This window comes from Lysinibacillus sp. FSL M8-0337 (genome assembly GCF_038593855.1).
Lineage (GTDB): Bacteria > Bacillota > Bacilli > Bacillales_A > Planococcaceae > Lysinibacillus > Lysinibacillus sphaericus_D.
In genome coordinates this window covers 4,361,406-4,378,489 of the sequence record NZ_CP151996.1, presented here as the reverse complement: position 1 = coordinate 4,378,489, position 17,084 = coordinate 4,361,406, and the positions used below count along the sequence as shown (strand labels likewise).

Annotated in this window: 13 protein-coding genes, 6 tRNA genes and 3 rRNA genes; 19 read left to right on the top strand and 3 right to left on the bottom strand. The window is 41.5% G+C overall.

From position 1 onward, the window contains the following. The first annotated feature begins 1 nt into the window (after position 1). The 6 genes from MKY08_RS21325 to MKY08_RS21300 all read left to right on the top strand — a co-directional run bounded on the left by MKY08_RS21325 (position 2) and on the right by MKY08_RS21300 (position 4,599). Positions 2-838: a carbohydrate ABC transporter permease gene (locus tag MKY08_RS21325; RefSeq protein WP_069514364.1), complete on the top strand. Its 837-nt coding sequence runs from the start codon at positions 2-4 to the stop codon at positions 836-838. Positions 839-859: 21 nt separating this feature from the next. Then, positions 860-1,087, top strand: a complete 228-nt coding sequence (locus tag MKY08_RS21320) for a hypothetical protein (protein WP_069514367.1) — start codon at positions 860-862, stop codon at positions 1,085-1,087. Positions 1,088-1,106: 19 nt separating this feature from the next. Beyond that, positions 1,107-2,210, top strand: coding sequence for a Gfo/Idh/MocA family oxidoreductase (locus tag MKY08_RS21315; protein ID WP_069514370.1), 1,104 nt, complete (start codon positions 1,107-1,109; stop codon positions 2,208-2,210). Positions 2,211-2,404: 194 nt separating this feature from the next. Next, positions 2,405-2,575 (top strand): hypothetical protein, encoded by a 171-nt coding sequence (locus MKY08_RS21310; protein WP_176723246.1) that lies wholly within the window; start codon positions 2,405-2,407, stop codon positions 2,573-2,575. 182 nt (positions 2,576-2,757) lie between these two features. Beyond that, a complete protein-coding gene (locus tag MKY08_RS21305; RefSeq protein WP_024364341.1) occupies positions 2,758-3,471 on the top strand; it encodes an N-acetylmuramoyl-L-alanine amidase in 714 nt (237 codons plus the stop codon). 72 nt (positions 3,472-3,543) lie between these two features. Continuing rightward, complete coding sequence (locus MKY08_RS21300) at positions 3,544-4,599, top strand: P-loop NTPase (RefSeq protein ID WP_024364340.1); 1,056 nt, start codon at positions 3,544-3,546, stop codon at positions 4,597-4,599. A 50-nt stretch (positions 4,600-4,649) separates the two neighbouring features. On the opposite strand, the gene gerD is transcribed toward MKY08_RS21300, so the two are convergent. After that, positions 4,650-5,261, bottom strand: coding sequence for a spore germination lipoprotein GerD (gene gerD, locus MKY08_RS21295; RefSeq protein ID WP_069514373.1), 612 nt, complete (start codon positions 5,259-5,261; stop codon positions 4,650-4,652). 151 nt (positions 5,262-5,412) lie between these two features. Here gerD and MKY08_RS21290 point away from each other — a divergent pair, with 151 nt between their 5' ends. Beyond that, positions 5,413-6,087, top strand: a complete 675-nt coding sequence (locus MKY08_RS21290) for a KinB-signaling pathway activation protein (RefSeq protein ID WP_069514376.1) — start codon at positions 5,413-5,415, stop codon at positions 6,085-6,087. A 45-nt stretch (positions 6,088-6,132) separates the two neighbouring features. On the opposite strand, the gene MKY08_RS21285 is transcribed toward MKY08_RS21290, so the two are convergent. Then, positions 6,133-6,789, bottom strand: a complete 657-nt coding sequence (locus MKY08_RS21285) for a hypothetical protein (RefSeq protein ID WP_069514379.1) — start codon at positions 6,787-6,789, stop codon at positions 6,133-6,135. Positions 6,790-7,060: 271 nt separating this feature from the next. Here MKY08_RS21285 and MKY08_RS21280 point away from each other — a divergent pair. From MKY08_RS21280 to rrf, 3 genes are all read left to right on the top strand, one after another. Next, a 16S ribosomal RNA gene (locus MKY08_RS21280) occupies positions 7,061-8,612 on the top strand. Between the two features lie 181 nt (positions 8,613-8,793). Then, positions 8,794-11,721 (top strand): 23S ribosomal RNA (locus MKY08_RS21275). 109 nt (positions 11,722-11,830) lie between these two features. Continuing rightward, positions 11,831-11,946: ribosomal RNA gene (gene rrf, locus MKY08_RS21270) — 5S ribosomal RNA — on the top strand. The 16S, 23S and 5S rRNA genes sit together here, the layout of an rRNA operon. Positions 11,947-12,071: 125 nt before the next feature. Here the strand turns inward: rrf and MKY08_RS21265 are convergent. Next, positions 12,072-13,649, bottom strand: a complete 1,578-nt coding sequence (locus MKY08_RS21265; RefSeq protein WP_069512200.1) for an AMP-binding protein — start codon at positions 13,647-13,649, stop codon at positions 12,072-12,074. Positions 13,650-13,918: 269 nt separating this feature from the next. Here MKY08_RS21265 and MKY08_RS21260 point away from each other — a divergent pair. From MKY08_RS21260 to MKY08_RS21220, 9 genes are all read left to right on the top strand, one after another. Further along, positions 13,919-13,995, top strand: a tRNA-Asn gene (locus MKY08_RS21260). Between the two features lie 116 nt (positions 13,996-14,111). Further along, positions 14,112-14,186: transfer RNA gene (locus MKY08_RS21255), tRNA-Glu, on the top strand. A gap of 73 nt (positions 14,187-14,259) precedes the next feature. Continuing rightward, a tRNA-Val gene (locus MKY08_RS21250) sits at positions 14,260-14,335 on the top strand. 15 nt (positions 14,336-14,350) lie between these two features. Further along, positions 14,351-14,434: transfer RNA gene (locus tag MKY08_RS21245), tRNA-Tyr, on the top strand. 20 nt (positions 14,435-14,454) lie between these two features. Beyond that, positions 14,455-14,529: transfer RNA gene (locus MKY08_RS21240), tRNA-Gln, on the top strand. Between the two features lie 12 nt (positions 14,530-14,541). Beyond that, a tRNA-Lys gene (locus MKY08_RS21235) sits at positions 14,542-14,614 on the top strand. Positions 14,615-14,790: 176 nt separating this feature from the next. Then, positions 14,791-15,696 carry an arginase gene (gene rocF, locus MKY08_RS21230; RefSeq protein ID WP_069508281.1) on the top strand — a complete coding sequence of 302 codons (906 nt, stop codon included), beginning with the start codon at positions 14,791-14,793 and terminating at the stop codon, positions 15,694-15,696. Between the two features lie 133 nt (positions 15,697-15,829). Further along, complete coding sequence (sigW, locus tag MKY08_RS21225; RefSeq protein WP_004225410.1) at positions 15,830-16,393, top strand: RNA polymerase sigma factor SigW; 564 nt, start codon at positions 15,830-15,832, stop codon at positions 16,391-16,393. A gap of 13 nt (positions 16,394-16,406) precedes the next feature. Then, positions 16,407-17,030 carry an anti-sigma factor gene (locus MKY08_RS21220; RefSeq protein WP_069508279.1) on the top strand — a complete coding sequence of 208 codons (624 nt, stop codon included), beginning with the start codon at positions 16,407-16,409 and terminating at the stop codon, positions 17,028-17,030. Positions 17,031-17,084 lie beyond the last annotated feature (54 nt).

The following is a 17,084-nucleotide window of genomic DNA, read 5'->3' as shown; positions in this document are numbered from 1 at the left end:
AATGGTTAAAAATAAAAAAACAATTGTAAGTTCGTTTCTGTCTCATGCATTGCTAGTGATAGCTACTATTCTTGCCGTATTCCCTTTAGTATGGATTTTCCTCTCCTCGGTTAAAGGCAAAGGTGAGTTAACGCAATTCCCAACAAGATTTTTTCCAAAGGACTTTACATTAGAGTATTTTATCCACGTTATTAGAGATTTACATTTTATAGATAATATCAAAAATAGTGTGTTAATTTCCTTAAGTACAACGATCATTGCTATTATTATTTCCTCAACAGCAGCGTATGGAATAGTGAGATTTTTTCCGAAATTGGGTTCGATTATGTCCAAATTATTAATCACTACTTATATTTTCCCACCTATATTGTTAGCCATTCCATACTCTTTAGTAATGGCAACCATTGGTCTAAGTAATAGTCTAATTGGTTTAATTATCGTTTATCTATCATTTAGTGTCCCGTATGCGGTATGGCTATTAGTTGGGTTTTTTCAAACAGTACCCATTGGCATAGAAGAGTCTGCCCAGATTGATGGAGCAAATAAATTTACTATATTTTTTAGAGTTGTGTTACCTATCGTAGCTCCTGGGATTGTCGCTACGGCCATTTATACGTTTATCAATGCATGGAATGAATTTTTGTATGCCTTAATCTTAATTAATGATACTAGCAAAATGACCGTTGCAGTTGCTTTAAGATCATTAAACGGTTCGGAAATTTTGGATTGGGGAGATATGATGGCAGCTTCTGTCATCGTTGTGTTGCCATCGATTATCTTTTTCATTTTTATTCAAAATAAAATTGCAAGTGGGCTTTCGGAAGGTGCCGTTAAATAATTAGATGGAGGTGTTATGTTAATGTTTAAAGTCGGAACATTTAAAATAATGATTATCGTATTATTTTTCGTTTTTAGTACTTTAGGAAGTGCTCCAGTATATGCGAAAGATAGTTCAAATCCTGCTAAATTAGTTTATCAGACAGATAATTTGGAATATGAGAAATATGATTCTTGGTCGCGCAATGAGCTGCATTTAAAGAACGTTTTAAAGTTTGAAATATTAACATTGGAAGATATATATCAATAACGATTAGGAGGGAATACTCGTGGTGAATTATGCAATAGTGGGTACTGGATACTTTGGTGCGGAATTAGGAAGGTCTATTCTAAAAAACAAGGATGCTAACATTGTTGCCATTTATGATCCAGAGAATGCTAAAGAGGTAAATGTAGAGTTAAAGGCAGAGGTTTCAACCTCCTTGGATGACTTAGTAACAAGAGAAGATGTGGATTGTGTTGTTGTAGCTTCGCCAAATTATTTGCATAAGGAGCCGGTTGTGAAGGCTGCTCAAAATGGCAAACATGTATTTTGTGAAAAACCTATCGCTTTATGCTATGAAGATTGTAAAGACATGGTGGAAGCTTGTAAAAAGAATAACGTGATATTTTTTGCTGGTCATATTATGAATTTCTTCAATGGTGTGCAGTATGCAAAGAAACTAATCAATGATGGAGAAATCGGGGATATTTTGTTTTGTCATGCAGCAAGAAATGGTTGGGAAGAAAAGCAGCCTGAAGTGTCTTGGAAAAAAATAAGAGAGAAATCAGGCGGGCATTTATATCACCATATTCACGAATTAGATTGTATCCAATTTATTATGGGTGGGCTCCCTCAAAAAGCAACAATGATTGGCGGAAACGTTGCTCATAAAGGTGAGTTTTTTGGAAATGAAGATGATATGATTTTTGTCAATTTAGAATTTGAGAATAAAAAGTTTGCGCTACTAGAGTGGGGTTCAGCATTTCGATATGGCGAACATTATGTTTTAATCCAAGGAACAAAGGGATACATAAAATTGGATATGTACAATGTAAAAGGAACGTTAAAGGTGGATGGCAAAGAGAAGCATTTTCTTATCCATGAAACACAAGAAGAAGATGACGATCGGACAAGAATTTATAATAGTTCTGAAATGGACGGTGCTATCCAATATGGGAAACCAGGGAAAAGAACGCCTTTATGGCTTTCTTCTGTAATAGACAAAGAAATGAAGTACTTACATCAAGTGCTACAAGGAGCGGAAGTAAGCGAGGAGTTTCAAAAACTTTTAAACGGACAAGCCGCTTTAGAAGCCATTGCAACAGCAGATGCTTGTACACTTTCAATGTTGGAAGATCGAAAAGTAGGGCTTTCAGAAATTGTAAAGTAAACAGATAGCCTCTGTGATGTCCAGCACAGGCTTTTAGTGAAATACTTGGCAGGTGTTTTTTGAAATAGATTTAACAAGGGAAAGGATGTGGAAGTTTCCTATGACTATGAAGAAGAGAAAAATTGCTACAAAGTATTTGCTCGCATGCTTCATTATTTTTTATGTTATAAAAAGGATTATAAAGTAGAGATACTATGACAAGAGAAAAAATATTTAAAGAAATAGAATCACTTTCATTTACAGAATCAGAGTTTGGAGGGCTTTTCGATATTCAAATCGATTATAATCGTTTAGTTTTTGAGGGCAAGGTTTTTAAAGATTTAATTGCTACAGAAAATAAGCTGAAATGGGAAGATGAAAGTTAATTGTCTATAGGAAGATGCAATTGCACGCTGTAGTGTAGAAAGCGCACTAGCAGGGTACCTTCATTAAACTAATTAAAAAATTTTTAAACTCTCAAGGCAATTGCTTGGGAGTTTTTTGTTTACTTTCTAGCATAGTTCCAACACGAACTTCGTACACTATAACTAAAGGGTGGTGGATATGGGTGAAGCGCTGGCTTGCACTAGGAGTAATTATGCTAATGAGTATAGTGGTCGTGGCATATGAAACGAATGCTTCGGACCGCAACTTCTTCTTACCTGACCCACTTGGTGGCACGAAAATTGTCATTGATGCGGGACATGGTGGTCAGGATGGGGGTGCTTCAAAGGGCGAAGTAATTGAAAAGGACATTACACTTGCAATTGCTCAGCACGTGGAGAAGCAATTAAAGAAGAAGGGCGCAACAGTCGTGATGACGCGTACACAGGATGGAGATGTTATTGATGAACACGCGCCATCAGAAAAATTTGGCACACTAAGGGAACGCAAAAAGCAAGATATCTTTTTAAGGAAGGATATTGTTGCAAAAGAACAGCCGAATATTTTTATTACGATTCATGCCAATGCAATTCCAGAGACCAAATGGCGTGGAGCACAGGTGTTTTATCATAAAGACGGACATGCTGATGGGGAATTGCTCGCCAATAGCATTCAGCAATCGATTCGTACGAAATTACAAAATACAGATCGTGAAGCGTTGGCAATTAAACAAATCTACTTGCTGAAAAAAGCGGAAGTACCTGCCGCATTAGTTGAGACTGGATTTATCAGTAATGATGAGGAACGTGCGCTATTAGTCGATAAAAAATATCAAGAAAAAATGGCAGATGCTATCGTTGAAGGTATTGAAGACTACTTACTTGGGAAAATTGAATAGAGCAACAGTTACTATGTAAATCAAAGCATTATGATATACTAACATTGACAGAAAATAAGGGGAGTGTTCGTCGTGATAACAGAACAACAAGTGCGAGAAATACTGGGACAACTACAAGATCCATTTTTACATAAATCATTAGCAGAAACTGACGGTATTACAAATGTGGCAATTAAAGAAGAAAAAAACCATGTCAGTGTAAAAATTGCGATTGCTAAAACTAATACGCCTGAGCAAATGCAACTTCAAATGAAGATTGTAGATGTATTAAAAGAAGCGGGTGCTAACACGGTTGGTATTCGCTTTGAAGAATTATCGGCAGAAAAATTACAAAGTTTCCGTGGTACAGCAACAGAAGCAGAAGCGCAAGATATTTTATCACCACTAAGCACAGTACAAGTGATTTCAATTGCTTCCGGGAAAGGTGGCGTAGGGAAATCTACAGTATCTGTTAACTTAGCGGTAGCGCTAGCCCGTCTAGGTAAAAAAGTAGGTTTAATTGATGCGGATATTTATGGATTCAGTGTACCGGACATGATGGGTGTTACAGATATGCCGAAGGTAGTAGACAATCGTATTTTCCCAGTTGACCGTTTTGGTGTAAAAGTAATCTCCATGGGATTCTTCGTTGAAAATAACGCACCAATCGTTTGGCGTGGACCAATGTTAGGTAAAGTATTAGATCAATTCTTCCGCGATGTAGAATGGGGCGAGCTGGACTATCTTCTATTAGACTTACCACCAGGAACAGGTGATGTAGCTTTAGACATTCATCAAATGTTACCTTCTTCAAAAGAAATTGTTGTAACTACGCCTCACCCAACAGCAGCATTTGTTGCCGCTCGTGCAGGGGCAATGGCTTTACAAACTGACCATGAAATTCTAGGTGTTATTGAAAATATGGCATGGTTTGAGTCGAAATCAGGGGAACGTGAATTTGTATTTGGTCAAGGTGGCGGTGCAAAGTTAACAGAAGAGCTACGCACAGAGCTACTTGGACAAATTCCACTTGGTCAGCCAGATTGGACGGATGAGGAATTTGCGCCTTCCGTGTATGCAGAAAAGCATCCAACAGGACAAACGTATATCAATATTGCGACGAAAATCATTCAAAAATTAAATAAATAAACAAAAAGATTTCCTCAAATTGCTGAGGAAATCTTTTTTGATTTGTGAAGCTATTGGCCGCTCTGCTTTTTTTCATTATCTGAGCTGCCGCCACCGTCAGCGCTAGCCTCTTTTTTGTTGCCGCTCTCAGATGAAGTACTCTCACCACTTTTTTTGATAAGCTCCAGCCATTTCGCCTGCATTAGTGGACTTTCAATCGTTTCCTTGACGACTTCCTCCATTTGCTTGCGAAGAGTAGAGGATTTTAAAATCGTCTCCATTTGCTTTTGCATATCAGGCTGACCAAAGAATGATTCCAAATCCTTTTGGTAAGTAGGATCTTTCATGAGTTCCTTCATAATATCCTGTTGCTGCTTTTGCATACTTTTGGCTACAGTTTCTTTAAATTTTGGATCTTCAAAAGTCTTTTTCCAAAAATCCTCAGCTTCTTTAGAAAGCAATGTTTCCTCTGTAGCCTTTTTTACTTCGTCATGTTCTAATATCAATAATTCACGAAAACTCGGCTCCTCTAAAAGCTGTCGCAACGCCTTTTTACCATCCTCTGTTTGTAGAGAGTCAATCATAATTTTTTTTATCTCATCATAAGACATGGTAGAGGTTTTATCTTGTGAACAGGCAGCAAGAAAAAGCGTTAAAATCAGTAATAAAGTCAATTTTCGCATGTAATATCAGCCCTTTCTATAGATAGACTCTTTCAATTATTGTTCACATTTATGATGACTTTATGTATTGCTTGCGAAGAGAAATAGCTTTTTTAACAATGCATTGTTAAAATGATTACAGATATATGAAGAAATTGGGGGACTTTGAGTTGTGACGATACGAAATTGGGCAAAGTTTTTCTTCTTTGCAATGCTCGTTGGTGGCGTAGTCAACGGAATTTTTAGTTTATTTATTCGATGGAGCTTCTTTCAACCATATGTAGCAAATGGTCAATGGGGTGAATTTTTCGCAGGGCTTTTATGGATGGTATTCCTAGGGTTTACAATGAGTGTTATTGCACAAGCAGGGTTTTTCGCCTATCTAACACTGCATCAAGTAGGTGTTAACATTTTTAGAACGCTAACGTTATGGAATTGGGTACAGCTATTATTGATCGCTGTTACCATCTTTGATATTGTGTTCTTCCGTTTTGTACCGGGTGTTAAAGATGGACAAAGCTGGGTATTCTATATGGGACTTTTAGTCGTTTTAATATTTGCATCAGTAGCAACGGCCATGCAAAAAGTGAAAATGACAGGAAAAAAACATGTTTTAGTGTCTGCATTATTTTTTATGATTGTTATTACAACATTAGAGTGGACAATCGCATTAATGGGACGTGATGAAAATATTAACGAATATGTTGCCTTATTATTATTCCCATTACTAGCTGTAAATGCATATCAATTATTAGTATTACCAAAATACAATGCAAAATCTGACGAAGATCGCCGAAAATTAGAAGAGCGTCGAAAAGCGCGCCTTAATCAAGCCAAAAATGCATAATGAATGAAAAATTGAGTAGCCTCAAAGAAAGTTGAGGCTACTTTTTTATGGGGTTTTTTTAGATTGAACAGAGTAACCGAATATATTTTCTTCTATAGACATAAATTTATTTTGTTGCAATAAAGTATTTAATGCTTTAAAAGAAACATTACTGTCTTGATGCAATGAAGTAAATATAAAATCACCTTTTTGTAATTGAGGCGTTTTTTCTCCTTGCCAAATGAGGGACGGCGACAGAATGTTTACTTGTTTTTGAAATAAACTCTTTTGCAATTCCTGAGAATATTGATGATTTCTTGTGGCAAACCAAAGCGGAGTTGCCTTTAAATATTTTTCATAAGTGTCAACGCCTTTTTGTATTAACGCAATATCTATTGGTTTTTCTACTGAATCTTCAGGACCTAATAATCCTGTAGGTAGTTTCCTCTCTTGTATCACTTTAATATGCTCTGGTGAGCGCTCAATCCATGCAGCATCTAAAAGTAGAAGCGGATAAGGTGCTTTTACGTTTTTTAACCAATCTAACAACGCGTCATCAGAAAAAGAAATTTCGACAATAAGAGAAGTACCATAATGCCCTTTTGTTACAACAGTTGGTGCATTAGCGATATTAAATACAGAAATCATCGTAGAATTTAGCGGTTTGATAAAGACAAATAATATTACTATTAAACCCAGTGATATCAACGTTTTACGAATCATAATAAAGACCCCATTTCTATATTTTTAAAACGACAAAATAACCTCTTTAAAAAAACTTATGATTTTATGTTGACTTTCATGATTAATCGATGTTATTATGTATAAGTCGTCAAGAGATGACGCGACAAACGAAACAAGATGAACCTTGAAAACTGAACAAGTAAAACGTAATCAATATAGTTTTTATTAGCTATCTTATGTTAGTGAACGAAACAAAATTTTGGACATCAAAATTGATGCCAGCAAAACAATTTGAGCTAATCAAATTTCTTTTATGGAGAGTTTGATCCTGGCTCAGGACGAACGCTGGCGGCGTGCCTAATACATGCAAGTCGAGCGAACAGAGAAGGAGCTTGCTCCTTTGACGTTAGCGGCGGACGGGTGAGTAACACGTGGGCAACCTACCTTATAGTTTGGGATAACTCCGGGAAACCGGGGCTAATACCGAATAATCTATTGTTCCTCATGGGACAATACTGAAAGACGGTTTCGGCTGTCGCTATAGGATGGGCCCGCGGCGCATTAGCTAGTTGGTGAGGTAACGGCTCACCAAGGCGACGATGCGTAGCCGACCTGAGAGGGTGATCGGCCACACTGGGACTGAGACACGGCCCAGACTCCTACGGGAGGCAGCAGTAGGGAATCTTCCACAATGGGCGAAAGCCTGATGGAGCAACGCCGCGTGAGTGAAGAAGGATTTCGGTTCGTAAAACTCTGTTGTAAGGGAAGAACAAGTACAGTAGTAACTGGCTGTACCTTGACGGTACCTTATTAGAAAGCCACGGCTAACTACGTGCCAGCAGCCGCGGTAATACGTAGGTGGCAAGCGTTGTCCGGAATTATTGGGCGTAAAGCGCGCGCAGGTGGTTTCTTAAGTCTGATGTGAAAGCCCACGGCTCAACCGTGGAGGGTCATTGGAAACTGGGAGACTTGAGTGCAGAAGAGGATAGTGGAATTCCAAGTGTAGCGGTGAAATGCGTAGAGATTTGGAGGAACACCAGTGGCGAAGGCGACTATCTGGTCTGTAACTGACACTGAGGCGCGAAAGCGTGGGGAGCAAACAGGATTAGATACCCTGGTAGTCCACGCCGTAAACGATGAGTGCTAAGTGTTAGGGGGTTTCCGCCCCTTAGTGCTGCAGCTAACGCATTAAGCACTCCGCCTGGGGAGTACGGTCGCAAGACTGAAACTCAAAGGAATTGACGGGGGCCCGCACAAGCGGTGGAGCATGTGGTTTAATTCGAAGCAACGCGAAGAACCTTACCAGGTCTTGACATCCCGTTGACCACTGTAGAGATATGGTTTTCCCTTCGGGGACAACGGTGACAGGTGGTGCATGGTTGTCGTCAGCTCGTGTCGTGAGATGTTGGGTTAAGTCCCGCAACGAGCGCAACCCTTGATCTTAGTTGCCATCATTTAGTTGGGCACTCTAAGGTGACTGCCGGTGACAAACCGGAGGAAGGTGGGGATGACGTCAAATCATCATGCCCCTTATGACCTGGGCTACACACGTGCTACAATGGACGATACAAACGGTTGCCAACTCGCGAGAGGGAGCTAATCCGATAAAGTCGTTCTCAGTTCGGATTGTAGGCTGCAACTCGCCTACATGAAGCCGGAATCGCTAGTAATCGCGGATCAGCATGCCGCGGTGAATACGTTCCCGGGCCTTGTACACACCGCCCGTCACACCACGAGAGTTTGTAACACCCGAAGTCGGTGAGGTAACCTTTTGGAGCCAGCCGCCGAAGGTGGGATAGATGATTGGGGTGAAGTCGTAACAAGGTAGCCGTATCGGAAGGTGCGGCTGGATCACCTCCTTTCTAAGGATATTTTCGGAATACAAACCTTGGGTTTGTAAGATTACGTTTTGCGTTCAGTTTTGAAGGTTCATCATTACGATGAAATACTTCAAAACTTGTTCTTTGAAAACTGGATAAAACGACATTGAAATTGTAACAAACACATTTATTTTTTAAATTAAGTTTTTAGGCTTAATAACTAGGTTAAGTTATTAAGGGCGCACGGCGAATGCCTTGGCACTAGGAGCCGAAGAAGGACGGCACTAACACCGATATGCTTCGGGGAGCTGTAAGTGAGCTTTGATCCGGAGATTTCCGAATGGGGGAACCCACTACGTTTAATCGCGTAGTATCTTGACGTGAATACATAGCGTCTTGAAGGCAGACCCAGGGAACTGAAACATCTAAGTACCTGGAGGAAGAGAAAGAAAAATCGATTCCCTGAGTAGCGGCGAGCGAAACGGGAAGAGCCCAAACCAAGAGGCTTGCCTCTTGGGGTTGTAGGACACTCTATACGGAGTTACAAAGGAATGAGTTAGATGAAGCGACTTGGAAAGGTCCGCCAGAGCAGGTAAAAGCCCTGTAGTCGAAAGTTCATTCCCTCCAGAGTGGATCCTGAGTACGGCGGAACACGTGAAATTCCGTCGGAATCCGGGAGGACCATCTCCCAAGGCTAAATACTACCTAGTGACCGATAGTGAACCAGTACCGTGAGGGAAAGGTGAAAAGCACCCCGGGAGGGGAGTGAAAGAGATCCTGAAACCGTGTGCCTACAAGTAGTTAGAGCCCGTTAATGGGTGATAGCGTGCCTTTTGTAGAATGAACCGGCGAGTTACGATTACGTGCGAGGTTAAGCTTTAGAAGGCGGAGCCGCAGCGAAAGCGAGTCTGAATAGGGCGAATTAGTACGTGGTCGTAGACCCGAAACCAGGTGATCTACCCATGTCCAGGGTGAAGGTGAGGTAACACTTACTGGAGGCCCGAACCCACGCACGTTGAAAAGTGCGGGGATGAGGTGTGGGTAGCGGAGAAATTCCAATCGAACTTGGAGATAGCTGGTTCTCTCCGAAATAGCTTTAGGGCTAGCCTCGTGATGAGAATACTGGAGGTAGAGCACTGTTTGGACTAGGGGGCCATCCCGGTTTACCGAATTCAGACAAACTCCGAATGCCAGATATTTATACACGGGAGTCAGACTGCGAGTGATAAGATCCGTAGTCAAAAGGGAAACAGCCCAGACCACCAGCTAAGGTCCCAAAGTAATCGTTAAGTGGAAAAGGATGTGGCGTTGCACAGACAACCAGGATGTTGGCTTAGAAGCAGCCATCATTTAAAGAGTGCGTAATAGCTCACTGGTCGAGTGACGCTGCGCCGAAAATGTATCGGGGCTAAACGATTCACCGAAGCTGTGGATTGACATCTACGATGTCAGTGGTAGGAGAGCGTTCTAAGTGCGTTGAAGTCAGACCGGAAGGACTGGTGGAGCGCTTAGAAGTGAGAATGCCGGTATGAGTAGCGAAAGACGGGTGAGAATCCCGTCCACCGTATGACTAAGGTTTCCTGAGGAAGGCTCGTCCGCTCAGGGTTAGTCGGGACCTAAGCCGAGGCCGATAGGCGTAGGCGATGGACAACAGGTTGATATTCCTGTACCACCTCCTCACCGTTTGAGAAATGGGGGGACGCAGTAGGATAGGGTAAGCGCGCCGTTGGTTGTGCGCGTCCAAGCAGTAAGGCGTGTGTGTAGGCAAATCCGCACACTGTAACGTTGAGCTGTGATGGCGAGTCCGTATGGACGAAGTTCCTGATTTCACACTGCCAAGAAAAGCCTCTATCGAGGTGAGAGGTGCCCGTACCGCAAACCGACACAGGTAGTCGAGGAGAGAATCCTAAGGTGTGCGAGAGAACTCTCGTTAAGGAACTCGGCAAAATGACCCCGTAACTTCGGGAGAAGGGGTGCTCTTGAGCGTGCAAGCGCATGAGAGCCGCAGTGAATAGGCCCAGGCGACTGTTTAGCAAAAACACAGGTCTCTGCAAAACCGTAAGGTGACGTATAGGGGCTGACGCCTGCCCGGTGCTGGAAGGTTAAGAGGAGTGGTTAGCGCAAGCGAAGCTGCGAATTGAAGCCCCAGTAAACGGCGGCCGTAACTATAACGGTCCTAAGGTAGCGAAATTCCTTGTCGGGTAAGTTCCGACCCGCACGAAAGGCGTAACGATCTGGGCACTGTCTCAACGAGAGACTCGGTGAAATTATAGTACCTGTGAAGATGCAGGTTACCCGCGACAGGACGGAAAGACCCCGTGGAGCTTTACTGTAGCCTGATATTGAATTTTGGTACAACTTGTACAGGATAGGTAGGAGCCAGAGATCTCGGAGCGCCAGCTTCGAAGGAGGCGTCGGTGGGATACTACCCTGGTTGTATTGAAATTCTAACCCATGCCCCTTAGCGGGGCAGGAGACAGTGTCAGGCGGACAGTTTGACTGGGGCGGTCGCCTCCTAAAAGGTAACGGAGGCGCCCAAAGGTTCCCTCAGAATGGTTGGAAATCATTCGTAGAGTGTAAAGGCACAAGGGAGCTTGACTGCGAGACCTACAAGTCGAGCAGGGTCGAAAGACGGGCTTAGTGATCCGGTGGTTCCGCATGGAAGGGCCATCGCTCAACGGATAAAAGCTACCCCGGGGATAACAGGCTTATCTCCCCCAAGAGTCCACATCGACGGGGAGGTTTGGCACCTCGATGTCGGCTCATCGCATCCTGGGGCTGTAGTCGGTCCCAAGGGTTGGGCTGTTCGCCCATTAAAGCGGTACGCGAGCTGGGTTCAGAACGTCGTGAGACAGTTCGGTCCCTATCCGTCGTGGGCGTAGGAAATTTGAGAGGAGCTGTCCTTAGTACGAGAGGACCGGGATGGACACACCGCTGGTGTACCAGTTGTCTTGCCAAAGGCATCGCTGGGTAGCTATGTGTGGACGGGATAAGTGCTGAAAGCATCTAAGCATGAAGCCCCCCTCAAGATGAGATTTCCCATTACGCAAGTAAGTAAGATCCCTCAAAGACGATGAGGTAGATAGGTTCGAGGTGGAAGTGTGGTGACACATGGAGCTGACGAATACTAATCGATCGAGGACTTAACCAAAAAGTTTGAAACATTCAATGCACCGTTTATCCAGTTTTGAAAGAACAACCTTTCTAAAAAGAGAGCTTCAAGACACAGTAATACGCCGTGTATTGGAGGTCGAATATAGTCTAGTGATGATGGCAAAGAGGTCACACCCGTTCCCATACCGAACACGGAAGTTAAGCTCTTTAGCGCCGATGGTAGTTGGGGGCTTCCCCCTGTGAGAGTAGGACGTCGCTAGGCGCAAAAAGTCGCTGCTGATACACTCAGTAGTGGCTTTTTTTATTTCTTTAAAATATAAAACTGACTATAGAAAAAGAATTGGAGACATTTCACCATAATGCGTGAAATGTCTCCAAAATTGTTTTTTAAACAGTAGTCGCACGTAATTCAATACGACGAATTTTGCCCGATGTTGTCTTTGGAAGCTCATCTAAAAAGACAATACTACGAGGGTATTTATAAGGTGCTGTTAGTGCTTTAACGTGCTCCTGAAGCTCTTTTATTAATTCGTCCTCATCACGCCCTCTAAAGCCCTCACGTAAGATTACAAACGCTTTTACAATATGGCCTCTAATTTCATCCGGTGCTGCAACAACTGCACATTCTTGTACAGCCTCGTGTTTATTTAAAGCATCTTCCACTTCGAATGGTCCAATTGTATAGCCTGATGAGATAATAATGTCATCTCCACGTCCTTCAAACCAGAAGTATCCATCCTCATCGCATTTTGCTTGGTCACCTGTAATATACCACTCACCTCTAAAGGCAGCTTGCGTGCGTTCAGGCTCACGGTAATACTCCTTGAATAAGGCAGGTGATGATTTATGAACAGCGATGTCTCCAACTTCTCCTACAGGTGCTTCATTCCCTTCATGGTCTATAATACGTACAATATTTCCAGGTGTAGGAACACCCATCGAACCAGGTCGTAACTCTGTGTTTTCAAGCGTACCTATTAATAATGTATTTTCCGTTTGTCCATAACCATCTCGTACTTTCAGACCGAAATTGTTCATAAATGTTTCGATAACTGGACGATTTAGTGGCTCACCTGCAGAAACAGCACTTCTTAATGCAGCTAAGTTGTAATCTTTAAGATTATCAATCTTTGCCATAATACGATATTCTGTCGGCGTGCAACAAAGCACATTGACTTTTTCGTCCTGCAGAAGCTGAAGATAAGTATGAGGTTCAAAACTACCATGATAGACAAAAGCAGTTGCTCCTAACATAATTGTCGATAAAAATGGACTCCAAATCCATTTTTGCCAGCCAGGTGCTGCTGTAGCCCATACTAAGTCCCCTTCACGTACACAAAGCCATTTGGAAGCAGCTGTTCGAATATGTGCATAGCCCCAGCCATGAGAGTGAACCACCCCTTTAGGTTTACCCGTTGTGCCTGAAGTATAAGAAAGAAATGCCATATCATCCCGTTTTGTCGCAACGGCTGTAAAGCTTGTAGGTTGCTTATCAGCTAATGCATCTAAAGACACCCAATTGTGCGTAGCGTTGCCAATTACTAATTTATTATCTAAGGCTGCTACGGAAGAAGTAATTTTATCTACTTCACTAGTAAATGCTTCGTAGGCAATAACAGCGGTTGCAGAAGCGTGTTCCATACGATATTCTAAATCACTTGCGCGTAACATCTCTGAACAAGAGATCGGAACGATACCTGCTTTTAAACAGCCAAGGAAAACAAAATAAGCTTCTGGTAGGCGTGGAATAATGACTAAAACACGATCCCCTTTTTGTAATCCTCTCTCCGTAAAAGCATTCGCGTATTGATTCATTTTTTGAATAAGATCGGCATAAGAAATTGTGCGTCGGTTTTGTTGTGCATCCAACCATCTTATAGCTTGGCGATCACTATCTTGGGAGAATTTCTCTAATTCCTCCGTGATGTTGTAAAGTTCTGGTGCAATTAAATCCTTTGTTACCATATGAACATTCCTCCCCAAAACAAATTTAATAGAAAATTCGTAAAACTATTTATATTTTATCAATTACAATAATATACAGCAAGAATATTTGATACATTAAATAGAAATATTAGATTTAATAGAGAACTATCGGGGTTAGATTGACGTGAATTCGAAAATTATGCAATAAATTAAAAAATTTTGTTGAAAAAGTATTGCATAATTTAGAATGCTTGCTATAATAATAAATGTACTTAAGAGGTTGTTAAAACCAAATTAAATAGTATTGTTCCGAAGTAGCTCAGTTGGTAGTAGCACCTGACTGTTAATCAGGTTGTCGCAGGTTCGAGTCCTGCCTTCGGAGCCATTTTTTTGCACTTTTTTAACTAATTTATAATTTTGAAAAGAAATTTTTAAAAAATACTTGCATCAAAACGAAAATGATGTTAATATAAAACTTGTCTTGTTTGAGACATAGTAAATGGCCCCTTGGTCAAGCGGTTAAGACACCGCCCTTTCACGGCGGTAACACGGGTTCGAATCCCGTAGGGGTCACCATTTTTAAAGCATCGTAGTAATGCATAGGCTTAAAAAGATAAATAAACTGTGAAGAAATAACACCTGTTTCTATGGAGGATTAGCTCAGCTGGGAGAGCATCTGCCTTACAAGCAGAGGGTCGGCGGTTCGAGCCCGTCATCCTCCACCATATAGTGTTTTTTTCGGAGGGGTAGCGAAGTGGCTAAACGCGGCGGACTGTAAATCCGCTCCTTAGGGTTCGGCGGTTCGAATCCGTCCCCCTCCACCAGTTTTATTTATTCAAATGAATGGGGTATAGCCAAGCGGTAAGGCAACGGATTTTGATTCCGTCATGCCTAGGTTCGAATCCTAGTACCCCAGCCATTTTTCTTTTATGAGCCATTAGCTCAGTTGGTAGAGCATCTGACTTTTAATCAGAGGGTCGAAGGTTCGAGTCCTTCATGGCTCACTTTTCTATATATTAAATTCAAAAGTGTAACATTAACTACAGATACTAATCTCTTGCTGAAAACAGCAGGAGATTTTTTTTTTATTAAATGAATAAATATACGGTTTTTTGTTGGGTTGAGCCAAGTGTATTGTAGGCTTTACAATAGTCTTATCACCAAAAGGGGGTATAAAAACATGAATAAACAACAAGTATCAATTATTGGAGTACCAACCGATTACGGTCAAACACGAAGAGGGGTTGACATGGGACCAAGTGCAATTCGATATGCGGGCGTTGTAGAACGATTAGAGGCAATCGGACACGAAGTACATGATCAGGGAGATATACTTGTTAGCCAAAAGCATGATAGTAAAGAAATTGATAAACAGCTATTAAATTTAGAGGAAGTTATAGATATCAGTACTACATTAGCTAACCAAGTACATGAAGTGTTAGAGCAAAAAAAATTCCCGCTTGTATTTGGTGGCGATCATAGTATTGCAATCGGTACGCTGGCAGGACTGGGTGAGCACTTCCAAAACCTAGGTGTTATTTGGTTTGATGCACATGCTGATTTGAATACACCTGAAACAACACCATCTGGTAATATTCACGGCATGCCACTTGCGGTTAGTATTGGGCTGGGTCATGAACGTCTTGTGAAAATTCGTAATTATGCCCCAAAGGTTAAGCCTGAAAATGTCATTATTATCGGGGCACGTTCAGTAGATCCGGGGGAGCGTGAGTTAATTCGTCAACAAGGTATTAAAGTCTATACAATGCATGAAATTGATCGACTTGGTATGACACGTGTGATGGAAGATGCAATCGCTTACTTACAAGAACGGAAAGTAGACGGCTTACATTTATCATTAGATTTAGATGGTCTAGATCCGCTTTATACACCAGGAGTGGGAACGCCGGTGCCTGGTGGTATATCGTATCGAGAAAGTCATTTAGCAATGGAAATGCTACAAGAATCAGGGATGCTAACATCTGCTGAATTTGTTGAGGTGAATCCTATACTAGACGAGAAAAATAAAACGGCAGATGTAGCAGTGGCATTAATAGGTTCTTTGTTTGGTGAGACACTAGTTTAATGTAAATTGTGAAAAAATTGTTTATCGTCACATCGTTTAAAAAACTTTTGTTATAATTGAATATAAATTGAAACTTTTCTTATAGTCGGGTCGTATAGTATAAGACAGTTGTAAAGGTGGAGAAGTAAACACAATGGATGCGTTAGTAAATAAGAGAATAAAACAAGTGCTTAAAGGCGATCAAAACGCATTTGCCGATATTGTGAGTCTCTATCAGCACAAACTGTACCAAGTATGCTACCGAATGTTAGGAAACAAGCAAGAATCTGAGGATATTGCACAAGAAGCATTTGTTCGCGCTTATATGAACTTGCATACTTTTGATCAAAAAAGAAAATTTTCGACGTGGCTTTATCGCATTGCGACGAACCTCTGCATAGACCGTATAAGAAAGAAAAAGCCGGATTATTATTTAGATGCGGAGGTAGCTGGTACAGAAGGACTCGATATGTACTCACAGATTGCAGCAGATGACCAACTACCAGAGGAACAGTTAGAGCAGATGGAGCTACAAGATCGTATTCAATATGAGATTGGACGATTGCCGGATAAATATCGTTCAGTTATAGTATTGAAATATATCGAAGAATTATCATTACAGGAAATCAGTGAAATTTTGGATATGCCTCTTGGGACAGTGAAAACGAGAATTCACCGCGGACGCGAAGCATTACGAAAGCAATTAAACAATCTGTAGGAGGGGGAGCGTCATGAATATTTGTCCAGAGCATATTATTGACTATATGCATGATTATTTAGACGGTGACATTAGTCGTGAGCATGAGCAAGAGTTAAAACAACATTTGCAATCATGCGGTGATTGCAAGCAATTGATGCAAGAATTGAGTGAAACGATCGCCTTTGTGAAGAGTGCTTCCCATATTACAGCACCTCCGGATTTCGAAGCTGCGGTGATGGCGCGTTTACCGAAACCCAAAAGTCGTGTAGGTATGCAAAAATGGATTCGTCGTCATCCGTTCTTTGTGGCAGCAGCAGTTTTCTGTTTATTTATGAGTGCTACTTTATTAGGTAGTTTCATGGATGATCAAAACTTCTCGGTCTCTAAACAACCAAATCTCGTTGTAGAAGGACAAACGGTTATTGTTCCAGAAGGAGAGGTCGTAAAAGGCGATATCGTCGTCAAAAATGGCGACTTAATTGTTGAGGGTGAAGTAGATGGCAATGTAACGATTATTAACGGTCAGTATATGGCATCTTCAGCAGTCGTTTCAGGCAATATCGAGGAAATTGACGAAGCATTTGAATGGTTATGGTATACCATCAAAAATTCAGTTAAGGCTGCAATGACATTTGAGGAAAAAGAAACTAAATAGAACTCTATACGTCCTACATGGTAGTGCACGGTAGAGAATGAAAAGTCTACTCAT